At 60.7% G+C, this 10,645-nt stretch carries 11 protein-coding genes; 8 read left to right on the top strand and 3 right to left on the bottom strand.

The window, feature by feature from the left end; genetic code table 11:
- Positions 1-1,249, bottom strand: a 1,249-nt coding sequence (locus FEZ63_RS18370) for a glycoside hydrolase family 3 protein (RefSeq protein WP_275552359.1), incomplete at its 3' end; no start/stop codon positions are given.
- Between the two features lie 110 nt (positions 1,250-1,359).
- On the opposite strand from FEZ63_RS18370, the gene FEZ63_RS18365 reads away from it, so the two are divergent.
- A complete protein-coding gene (locus FEZ63_RS18365; RefSeq protein WP_150947184.1) occupies positions 1,360-2,889 on the top strand; it encodes a response regulator in 1,530 nt (509 codons plus the stop codon).
- Here the strand turns inward: FEZ63_RS18365 and FEZ63_RS18360 are convergent.
- Positions 2,849-3,592, bottom strand: coding sequence for a gamma-glutamyl-gamma-aminobutyrate hydrolase family protein (locus FEZ63_RS18360; RefSeq protein ID WP_150947182.1), 744 nt, complete (start codon positions 3,590-3,592; stop codon positions 2,849-2,851). The two genes, FEZ63_RS18365 and FEZ63_RS18360, sit on opposite strands and share 41 nt — an antisense overlap.
- Positions 3,589-4,566, bottom strand: a complete 978-nt coding sequence (locus FEZ63_RS18355) for an amidoligase family protein (protein WP_150947180.1) — start codon at positions 4,564-4,566, stop codon at positions 3,589-3,591. The genes FEZ63_RS18360 and FEZ63_RS18355 overlap by 4 nt, the downstream gene beginning before the upstream one ends.
- 168 nt (positions 4,567-4,734) lie before the next feature.
- Here FEZ63_RS18355 and FEZ63_RS18350 point away from each other — a divergent pair, with 168 nt between their 5' ends.
- The 7 genes from FEZ63_RS18350 (at position 4,735) to glf (ending at position 10,641) form a co-directional block, all read left to right on the top strand.
- Positions 4,735-6,132: an MATE family efflux transporter gene (locus tag FEZ63_RS18350; protein ID WP_244622874.1), complete on the top strand. Its 1,398-nt coding sequence runs from the start codon at positions 4,735-4,737 to the stop codon at positions 6,130-6,132.
- A gap of 298 nt (positions 6,133-6,430) precedes the next feature.
- Positions 6,431-6,817 carry a septal ring lytic transglycosylase RlpA family protein gene (locus FEZ63_RS18345; protein WP_420846304.1) on the top strand — a complete coding sequence of 129 codons (387 nt, stop codon included), beginning with the start codon at positions 6,431-6,433 and terminating at the stop codon, positions 6,815-6,817.
- 64 nt (positions 6,818-6,881) lie between these two features.
- Complete coding sequence (locus FEZ63_RS18340; RefSeq protein ID WP_150947179.1) at positions 6,882-7,229, top strand: hypothetical protein; 348 nt, start codon at positions 6,882-6,884, stop codon at positions 7,227-7,229.
- Between the two features lie 140 nt (positions 7,230-7,369).
- Positions 7,370-7,675, top strand: a complete 306-nt coding sequence (locus FEZ63_RS18335) for a hypothetical protein (RefSeq protein WP_150947177.1) — start codon at positions 7,370-7,372, stop codon at positions 7,673-7,675.
- A gap of 83 nt (positions 7,676-7,758) precedes the next feature.
- A complete protein-coding gene (locus FEZ63_RS18330) occupies positions 7,759-8,070 on the top strand; it encodes a polyhydroxyalkanoic acid system family protein (RefSeq protein WP_150947175.1) in 312 nt (103 codons plus the stop codon).
- A 194-nt stretch (positions 8,071-8,264) separates the two neighbouring features.
- A complete protein-coding gene (locus FEZ63_RS18325; RefSeq protein ID WP_150947173.1) occupies positions 8,265-9,482 on the top strand; it encodes a glycosyltransferase in 1,218 nt (405 codons plus the stop codon).
- A 4-nt stretch (positions 9,483-9,486) separates the two neighbouring features.
- On the top strand, positions 9,487-10,641 hold the full coding sequence (gene glf, locus FEZ63_RS18320) for a UDP-galactopyranose mutase (RefSeq protein ID WP_150947171.1): 1,155 nt from the start codon (positions 9,487-9,489) through the stop codon (positions 10,639-10,641).
- Positions 10,642-10,645 lie beyond the last annotated feature (4 nt).

Here is a 10,645-nt window from a genome sequence, read left to right as displayed (position 1 = left end):
GACCGCGCGCGCCGTGGGGACCGATCTGATCGCGCGGCGCATCGGCAAGCGGTCCGATGACGGCGATCGAACGGGTCTTGGCCCCAACAGGCAGCACGCCGCGGTTCTGCAGCAATACCAGCGTTTCCCGGGCTACTTCGCGGGCCGCCTGCCGCGATTGGGGCGAGGGGAAGATCGCATCGACGCGTGTTGGATCGACGTCGGGCTTATCGAAAAGCCCAATGCGGAACTTGGTGCGCAAGACGCGGCGCACCGCTTCGTCGACGATAGCCTCAGGCACGCGGCCCGCGCGGACCTCCGTGGGAAGATGCTTGATGTAAAGCTGTCCCATCATATCCATGTCTACACCGGCAAGCAGCGCCTTCCGGGCAGCCTCCGCGCCATCGGCGGCGATGCCGTGCCCCAACAACTCGTGAATGCTGGCCCAGTCGGACGTCACGAAACCGTCGAAGCCCCATTGTCCGCGCAGCACGTCAGTCAACAACCAAGGATTAGCCGCCGACGGCATGCCATTCAGCGCATTGAATGCTGCCATGAAACTGACGGATCCAGCGTCGAGTGCGGCACGGAACGGCGGCAGGTAGGTGTCGTACATTTCGGCCGGCGGAATATAGGTGGTGTCGTAGTCGCGTCCGCCCTGCGGCGCCCCGTAGCCAGCGAAATGTTTGGTGGCGGTGGCAAGTCCTCCGGCACGAAAACCCTCGACGCGAGCGGCGGTGAGCACGGATCCAAGATGCGGGTCTTCACCGAATCCTTCGACAATGCGACCCCACCGGCTGTCGCGGGATAAATCGGCCATGGGTGCGAAGGTCCAGTTCACTCCCACGTAGGAGGCCTCCCGAGCGGCCCATTCGGACGCCAGACGCGAGAGACGCGGGTTGAAGGCGGCTGCTTCCCCGAGCGGAACCGGAAATTGGGTGCGGAAGCCGTGCAGGATATCGAGACCGAACAGCAGGGGGATCTGAAGCCGCGACTTTCGCGCCAGTCCTTGCGCGCGCGCCACATCCTGGGCGTTGTTGAAGTTCAGCAAAGCGCCGCTCTTGCTTTCCTGAATATCGTCCCACCGAAGTGGGGGGCCATGGGAAATCAGGTTGAGCTGCCCTATCTTTTCCTCAAGTGTCATGCGGGACAGCAAGCCATTGACCCGGCTCTCGATATCTTCGTGGGCGGAGGCCGTGAGAACGCCAGTGGCGAAGACGGCGAGCGCCGCAAGAGCCATCTTCAGATGCCAGAAATGCGTACCCCTCACGATCGTCTCCTTCAAAAACGCGGCGTCACTCGAAACGGAAAATCCTGCTTGCAGTGCCTCAGCATTGCTAGGACAATCGTTGGGATTGGCGCTTGCCGGGCGCTCCGTCAATGCAATTGTTCGTCAAAGCCCAATTGTTCGTCAAAGCCATGGTTCCGCAACCGTTCCACTCACGATTTCCCTTGTCCGCTTTAGCGGCAGCTCTGGTCGTATCGGCCCTGCTTCTGGCTGCGGCGGCCTTCAGCACGCAGCCGGGGTTGATTGCCACCGCAATCATCGTCTTTGTGGCGAGCGTTGCGGCGAGCGCCGTGCTGGTGGCGCGCGAACTGGCCAAGGCCGAGCGCGGTTCCGTGGAGATGCCAGTGCGGGTTGCCCGCCCTTTCCCGATGGGCAGTCGGTCGGTCGGTGAGAACATCATGCGCCTGAGGCGGAGCGGAGAAACGCCCGCGGAGGAAGAAGCGCTCCGACGTGCGCAGAAGGCGGAGGCGGTCGATCGGCTGCGAGACGGAATCGTGCACGATCTCAACAACAGGCTCATGGTCATCAGCGCCAATATCGACGCAGTCGCGCGGCAAATGAAGGAGCAGCCCCTGCTGCAACGGAAACTGCTCTCCGCTCTCGTGGCGTCCGACCAAGCTGCCACATTGCTTGCTCGATCGACGGCCTTTGCCCGACAGCACACGCCGAATGTGCAGAATATCGACCTCGGCGAGAGAATCGAATCCGTTGCCGCGTTGATGGGTCGTTCCCTGTTGCGCGACACGGTGGAACTGCGCGTCGCCGTCGAGGAAGGGCTCTGGCCCGTCGCCGTCGATCCCGACGATCTGGAGACCGCGATCGTCACCTTAAGCGCACATGCGCGGGACGCGCTGGCGCAAGGCGGTGCCATCCGCATCGAAGCAAACAACATTCATGTCACGCGCGGAACCTTGTCGGATCCCGTTCTCGAGGGTGATTTCGTCCGACTGGTGATCGACAGCGTGGATGCGGCGGACGCGGCAGGTCCTTTCAACGACCCGGCGGTGAATGCCTTCATGCTGGACGATCTCGACATGTCATCCTGGGAGACGCTGAACCGCGGGCTTCACTTTCTGCACGCTCTGGGGGGCGCCACGGAAGTGCGCAGCAACGGCAATGGATTGACCATATCGCTCTACCTGCGGCGCGCGGACCTGCCTGTGCGCCTCAAGGCCGGTGCTGCGGACGACGAACCGACGCCAGCCGAAAAAATCCGTTCCGCCATTGAAATCCTGGTGGTGGACGACGAAGTCGAGGTCGCGCTTGCGGTGCAGACCATGCTGGACGAATTCGGCTACGTGACCCATGTGGCGACCGATGCCGGCCAGGCTCTGAGAAGTCTTCACGCGCGCAAACCCGAACTGGTGCTGATGGACGTGTCCATGCCCGGAACCATGAATGGTGTCGTGCTGGCGCGAGAGGTGCGGCAGGCCTTCTCAGACTTGCCCATTGTCCTGTTTACCGGCAATCCCGGTGTCGCCGAAGACCAGAGCGAATTTCCATTGCTGCACAAACCTGTCGTGAGCCGCGATCTGCACGCGGCGATCCAGCGGCAGCTCCGCTTTGCGGGCGAGAACAAGATTATCCCGCTCTTCCCCCATCAGGCGCGGCGGGCGCCCTGATTGCCGACGCAAGAGTTTCAGGCTTCAGCTTGCTCGCACTCCCCCGCGCCGCATTGACTAGAGCGGCAAAGAGGCGCTGCTGTTGGGCTTTCCAGAACAGCAATTCGGGATGCCATTGGACGCCCAGCAGAAACGGCGCGGTTGTGCTCTCGATCGCCTGAACGATGCCGATCTCGTCCACAGCCGCGATGCTGAGGTCGCGACCGAGGCGGTCCACCGACTGGTGGTGCAGGGCATTCACGTGACAGGGGTTGCAGCGCAGGATGCGGTCGAGCTGCGTGTCCGGCATGATCGACACACGCTTTTTCGGCAGAACGGTGCGCATCTTCGGTGCCTGTTCGTAGACCTGATAGATGTCCGTGTGCAATGTGCCGCCGAGCGCCACATTGATCATCTGGGACCCTCGGCAGATGCCGAGAACCGGCAACCCGGACGGCAACGCGACCTTCAGCAGATCCAGTTCCAACCCATCGCGCGCCGGATCGATACGGACGTCGGGCAAGACCTGCCCGCCGTAGATCTCCGCCCCGATATCGTCGCCGCCGCCGATCACCAGCCCGCAGAGTGGCTCGGCGGGCAGCGGTTGGCCGGAGACCAGGCGGGTGGCTCGAGCGCCGGCGCGTGCGATCGCCAGGCGATGCATGAGATAGCTGCGCCAGCCTCCGCGCCGAGACGTGGTGACGCCGATCAGGGGCCTAGTCATGGCCGTGCGATGTGCTCCACCACGTCGGCCCAGCTCTTGTCCTGACCCTCATATGCCAAGTAGGCAACACTCAGTGCTTCGAGCTGGTCTCGATTCGATGCAAGCCGTTCGACTGCTACCCAACGGTTCCAGTCGGGCGCAATGCTCCAGCCCGGATCGCTCACCCGCGCATCGGGCAGGCGATAGTGAAATGTCGGGCGAGCGTTGATCTTCTCGTGGGGCAAGACAGCGCGGACGCGGGCTTCATCGAAGTGAAGCAGGAGAGGTAAGAGATCGAGGTCCCGGTTTCGGGTCGGGTTAACCGCCAGATAATCGTCGATGAAATCGCCGATCGCAGGCCAGTAGCCGGGCGAGATCAGCTTGCGGACATACTCGGACGGGAACGGATCGGCAAAACCCAGTAGATCGCGCGTTATATCGGGCGCCACTTCACGCCGGAGCCACGGATTGAGAAGCACAAAGCTCTTGAGGAAAGCCACCGCGGTGTCGGCATCCTGACGGGGAATCTCGGGGTTGAAATGAAGGCCGAATGCGTAGAGCGCCGCGTCCTGTGTCCCCTTGGCTCCCACAGCCCGGAGGCTTGAGAGCACCCGATCCACTTCGTGAAGCCTGTCGATAGGAATCGGCGCGGTGACCAACTCACAGGGAATGAGATAGCTCGCGGCGAAGCCAAACCAGGCGGCGATCTTAGGTATCACGGTGAGACCGCCGCTGCCTTGCTTGCTCGGATGAAGCAGGCGGCTGTCCAGTTCGACCGTGATATCGCCAATGGCAGATTCCTCGAGCCTGAACGCGTGCGGGTCCATCTCGATCACGTGTCCGCCGAGATTTCCCTTCAGAGCATAGATCGTCGTTTCGGCCGATGATCCCGTGAATTCGACCTCCACGCCGACTGTCCTCGTCCGTCCCTCGGCATTGGTGATGCTGGGCGGAAGCGCGAACTCAATTGAAGTGGAGAGCGCCACCTGCGCCATCGTGTTCTCCGCAAAAAGCAACAATTCCGTCTGCGCCGGCTGAGGACTGAACGGGCGCCATGCTGCCAAGTTCCCGAACTGCCACGTTTGCGCAGAAGGCGGCGTTGCGGATGGACTTTGGGGGCCGGGAGTGGCGTTTCAAGCTCGTTTCGGGCTAGAAGGCGAGCCATGAAGCCCCTCAGTCCGAAGAAATTACAAAAAATCGCCTGGATGTCCGAGTTGCGTTCCATGCTCGCTTTGGCATGGCCGCTGATCCTGACCAATCTGGCTCAGAACGCCCTCATGACGTCCGACGTGATTCTCATGGGATGGCTCGGATCGGACGCGCTCGCGGCAGGTGCTCTCGGCACCAACCTCTATTTTGCCCTGCTGATCTTCGGCATCGGTCTCGTGAGCGCCACCGCTCCGGTCATTGCCGAAGAGCTTGGCAGACAACGGCACTCGGTGCGGGAAGTGCGCCGCACGGTGCGCCAGGGGTTTTGGGCCGCGCTGACAGTCGCCATACCGATCTGGGTGATTGCCTGGAACGGTGAGGTCATTCTTCTTGCAACCGGACAGGAACCGGTCCTTGCGAAGGTGGCGGCGGAATACATGCGGGCGCTGCAATGGAGCTTGCTGCCGTTCCTTCTCTATCTCGTCCTTCGTTCATTCCTGTCAGCGCTCGAGCGGCCGGGCTGGGCGCTTGTGATCGGATTGCTGGCGCTCCCCGTCAATCTTGCTGCCGCCTATTGCCTGATGTTCGGCAAATTCGGCCTTCCGGAACTCGGACTGGTTGGAGCCGGCTACGGCACGGTCGTGTCGAGCACGTTCATGTTCGTCGCCCTGGCGATCGTGATCAGCCTCGATCGGCAGTTGCGGCGATATCATCTCTTCGGCCGCTTCTGGCGCCCTGACTGGCCGCGCTACCGCTCGCTTTGGCGCATCGGTGTCCCCATCGGCCTGACGATGGCCTTCGAAGTGACGATCTTCAACGCCGCGGCCCTGCTGATGGGGCGTATCGGCGCGAACGAACTGGCGGCTCATGCGATCGCGCTGCAGATCGCCTCCCTGTGCTTCATGGTGCCGTTCGGCATCAGCCAGGCCGCGACCGTCCGGGTTGGCCGTGCCTATGGGGCCCAGGACGAAGACGGGGTCACACGGGCCGGCTGGACGGCCTTCGCGCTTGGTGTCGGCTTCATGGTCTTCACGGCATTGCTGATGCTGGTCGCGCCGCATCTGCTGATCAGCGCATTCCTGGATATGACCGACCCGAAGAACCTTCCGGTCATCGGTTACGCTGTTTCGTTCCTGATCCTTGCGGCGTTGTTCCAGATCGCCGACGGCGCGCAGGCGGTCGGAGCCGGTATGCTGCGCGGGTTGCAGGACACCCGCATCCCCATGGTCTACGCGGCGTTGGGATACTGGGGCGTCGGGCTGCCGCTTGGGGTTTGGCTTGCCTTCGGCACGGAACTGCGCGGGGTCGGCATCTGGATCGGGCTTGCGACCGGCCTTGCAGTGGTGGCCGGCCTGATGTTGTGGCGCTGGCTCCGTCGCGACCTCCTCGGCTTGGTCGTCCTGCCAGCGTAGGAAATGAATGCGACCTGATGCGAGAACCTTGTGGCTGGGTACCAGGGCCATGCGGTCCCGTGTTTTGGTCAGCTCGCGCTGTTGCGCCCCGAACCAAAGAAATGTTATCTCAGGCTATATATTGGCATAATGCTAAGCTTCAGCCTATTCCCAGTGATCATTTTGCTCGGTGAAAAGTAAAGCAAAACAAGGCAAAAAAAGCCGTCATATTCTTGCCTCTTTATCCGTCAGTTTCCCTTTCAAGACACAAGGAAGGGGAGCCACATCCTTGAAGAATATACTCGCTCGGGCGTCTATCCTGACGTCACTTCTATTCGTTGCTGCATGTAATACTACTTCAACTGATCCTTCCGTAACCGGATCTCTTTCCCAGAACAAAGTTGCCAGTACGGCCAGCCTGCAAAAAGGCACGGCCTCCTGGTATGGGCCTGGTTTCCACGGACGCCGCACCGCCAGCGGCGAACGATTCAATTCCGGCGCGATGACCGCCGCCCATCGCTATCTTCCCTTCGGCACCAGACTCCGCGTGGTGAACGAGAAAAACGGCCGTTCGGTCGTGGTTCGGGTCAACGATCGCGGGCCTTTCACACGCAACCGGATCATCGATCTGGCAAAGGGGCCAGCCCAGGAACTGGGTCTGACTTCGACCGGGACCGCGTACGTCTCCCTCCATCGCGTCGAGTGAGGTTAGGTGCTTCTTAATCCATTCCGACGATCCTCGGTCCGATTCGGGACCGGGGGTTGCGTAGATGGAATCGAGATCCGAGCCGACGAACGTCATCCGCTTTCCAGGCAGACGCGCCTGTGCGTCTCCGCGTCGTGACCAGCGCAGCCTGATGGACGCGGTTTACGCGGCAGGCTCGCTGCCGATCGACGCGCAGGACCGCGCCACGAAAGCATTGGCAACGCGCCTGACGATTTTTGGCTTCGTGGTGCTGGATGAAGTGCAGGCGGACGGAACGATCCGCCGGCTGCGGCCCTCCGAGGCCATTCACGCCTCGACGCTTCACCCGTGGCGCATCTCGAAGCCATCGAGCCGCTACGCGGTCGATCGCCTTCCGGCAAGCGACCTGGATTTGTTCGTCGCACAAGCCTGACATCCACATCTATGAAAATGCCCGCTGCACGGAAGCTGGCGCGGTCACTAGCCGTCGCGGGGGGCTGCGCTACCTTGTGAAGATGCGCGTCGCGGCCTAGGGCTGTCCCCGGGCCAGGTCGCCGCGCGAAGGGGGGGGCGATGTACCTTGTGCAAATCCTGCTACCGCTCGCAGACCGCACCGGCCACCGCTTCAGCAGCGCCGAGTACGGTCGGGTCCGGGCGGAGATGACCGAGCACTTTGGTGGCATCACAAGTTTCACCCGTGCTCCGGCCAAAGGGACGTGGACCGAGGGTGGCCACACCGAGCATGATGATCTCGTGGTGTTCGAAATCATGACGCGCGAAATCGATCGCCGGTGGTGGGAGGATTACCGCGCGGAACTCGAACGACGTTTCATGCAGGAAACCATCGTGATGCGGGGAATCAAGGTCGAAATGCTGTAGAGTCGAGCATCATTCAAACGTCCATTGGCATGGAACCTATACCATACGGCTCGGCTTGTGCTCGTTCGAAACGGAGTGTGTCCATGTCCAAACCTCTCATCGTCTCGATCCCGCACAATCTCGGCAAAGCGGAAGCCGCTCGCCGCCTTCAGGGTGGGCTTGGAAGCGTCAAGTCGCAATTTGGCGACACAATCGCGTCCATTGACGAACATTGGACAGGCGACCGCATGGCATTTCATATCGGTGTCATGGGGCAAGCCATCGACGGACACCTTGACGTGATGGACGATCAGGTGCTTGTGGAAGTGAAGTTGCCCTGGATCCTTGCTGTCGTCGCCGAAAAGGCGAAGAATTTCATCCGCAGACAGGGCACCTTACTGCTTGAAAAGAAATAGATCTTAACGGCCGTGCCTGCGGCTGAATGCCCGTTCATCCATATGAACGGGACTGGAACCGCCGACGGCCAACAGCGTTCTTAAACTGTGGTCCGGGCGCTTGTCAGGCCTTCCACTTCCAAAATCAATTTGTTCGCCGGACCGTTTTCCTCGGTCCGAATGCCGCCGCACGTTTGCTCTGAAGGATTGCGCCCATGCCTGAGCGTTTGCCGACCCACCTGCGTGCTATCCGTCCTACCCTGCTGCCCGTTGTTCAAAAGCCCCGTCTCATCTGCTTCTCTCACCTGCGTTGGGATTTCGTCTGGCAACGTCCACAACACCTTCTCACGCGTGCCGCCAAAAGTTACGACGTGCTGGTCATCGAAGAACCTGTCTTCAAGCCTCAGGCTTCACCTCATATGGAATTGGGCCAGCGCCCGCACGGGATCACGATCGCCGTCCCCGTTCTGCCTGAGGGTCTTTCTCCCGAGGACATTATCGAGGAACAGCAAGGCCTCATCACGAAGCTGATCGGTCGAAAAGCGAAGGTCCCGCGGGTTTTCTGGTACTACACGCCGATGGCGCTCGCCTTCACGAGTGATCTGGAATGCGATCTTTGCGTCTATGACAACATGGACGAGCTCTCGCTGTTTCGCGGAGCGTCGCAGGCCTTGCTGACAATGGAGGACGCACTTTTCGCCCGTGCCGACCTCGTCTTCACCGGCGGCATGAGCCTATACGAGGCAAAGCGCGATCGACATCGGAGCGTCCACGGTTTTCCGTCCTCGATTGATTTTTCCCACTTTTCGAAAGCACGGAATGGACGTTCGGATCCGCACGACCAAGCGATCATTCGCTCACCGCGCATGGGTTTTTTTGGTGTGATCGATGAGCGTATGGATCTCGATCTTGTAGCAGCTGTGGCCGAGCGTCTGCCCGATTCAAGCATCGTGATGATCGGGCCGGTCGCCAAGATCGACCCGGCGTCGCTGCCTCAACGCGCGAACATCCATTGGCTCGGCGGCAGAAGTTACGACGAACTTCCACTATACCTGTCCGGATGGAACATCGGCTTCATGCCCTTCGCCTTAAACGAAGCCACTAGGTTCATCAGCCCGACGAAGACGCCGGAATTCCTGGCCGCCGGCGTTCCGGTTGTTTCGACGGCAATCAAGGATGTGGTCAATCCCTATGGGGACAAGGGCCTCGTCGAGATCGCGCGTGATGCGGATGAGGTCGTGGCAAAAATCGATTTGATTTTCGCGCGTCCGAAAGCTCCATGGCTCGCCAGGGTCGACCGTCATCTCGCCGCCGGTTCATGGGATAAAACGTGGTCCGCCATGGAGCGCCTGATGTCCGAGGGATTGGGCGATTCTTCAATCTCATGGCGCCAGGATTCGCTCCCCGCCTACGCCACAACGGCAGCGGAGTGATCTCATGTACGATTGGTTGATCGTCGGGGCGGGCTTTGCAGGCAGTGTCCTCGCGGAGCGGCTCGCGAGCGAGCGCAACGAGCGCGTGCTTCTCATCGACAGGCGGAATCACGTCGGCGGCAACGCGTTTGACCGGTACGACGAGAACGGCCTGCTGATCCACCAATATGGCCCGCACATCTTTCACACGAACGCGAAGGGAATCTTCGATCACCTGTCGAAATTCACCGAGTGGCGACCCTACGAGCATCGGGTGCTGGCGGCGGTTGATGGCACACTCGTGCCGATCCCGATCAATCTCGATACCGTCAACACGCTCTACAACCTCGACCTGACGTCCGAACAACTTCAGGAATGGTTTGCGGAGCGTGCTGAGCCGGTCGAGGAGATCAGGACGTCGGAGGACGTGGTCGTCGCGGCAGTCGGCCGCGAACTCTATGAGAAGTTCTTTCGCGGTTACACGCGAAAGCAATGGGGCCTCGATCCCTCGGAGCTCGACAAGTCGGTGACGGCCCGTGTGCCCACGCGCACCAACCGGGACGATCGCTATTTTGGCGACGAGTTTCAGTTCATGCCGAAACACGGCTACACGCGCATGTTCGAGTCCATGCTGAACCACCCGAACATTCATGTGATGACGCAGACGGAATACGATGACATCCGCGATACAATTCCCCATCGACGCCTGATCTTCACCGGCCCCATCGACGAGTATTTTGATTTCAGGTTCGGAAAGCTGCCTTATCGGTCGTTGCGTTTTAAACACGTGACGCTTGACCAGCCCCAGTTCCAGCCGGTCGCGGTCGTCAATTATCCCCAGACCGAGGAATACACGCGGATCACCGAGTACAAACATCTGACCGGCCAGGAGCACGCAAAGACGGCTCTTACCTACGAATTCCCGTCCGCCGAAGGAGATCCCTATTACCCTATCCCGAAGGCGGAAAATCAGGAGCTGTTCAAGAAATACGAACGGCTTGCGCTTGCGACTCCGAATGTGTGGTTCGTTGGGCGACTCGCGACCTACCGGTATTACAACATGGACCAGATCGTCGGTCAGGCGCTCGCGACATTCCGAAGAATTAACGAGTCGATCCCGGTCCGCGGCGACGGACGGGTCGTCAAAGTAGCCTCTTCGCCTGCGGCCCTCGCATCTTGATGCG

The sequence above is a fragment of the Microvirga brassicacearum genome (assembly GCF_008757455.1).
Taxonomy (GTDB): Bacteria; Pseudomonadota; Alphaproteobacteria; order Rhizobiales; family Beijerinckiaceae; genus Microvirga; species Microvirga brassicacearum.
This window is presented reverse-complemented; position numbering and strand designations above follow the sequence as displayed.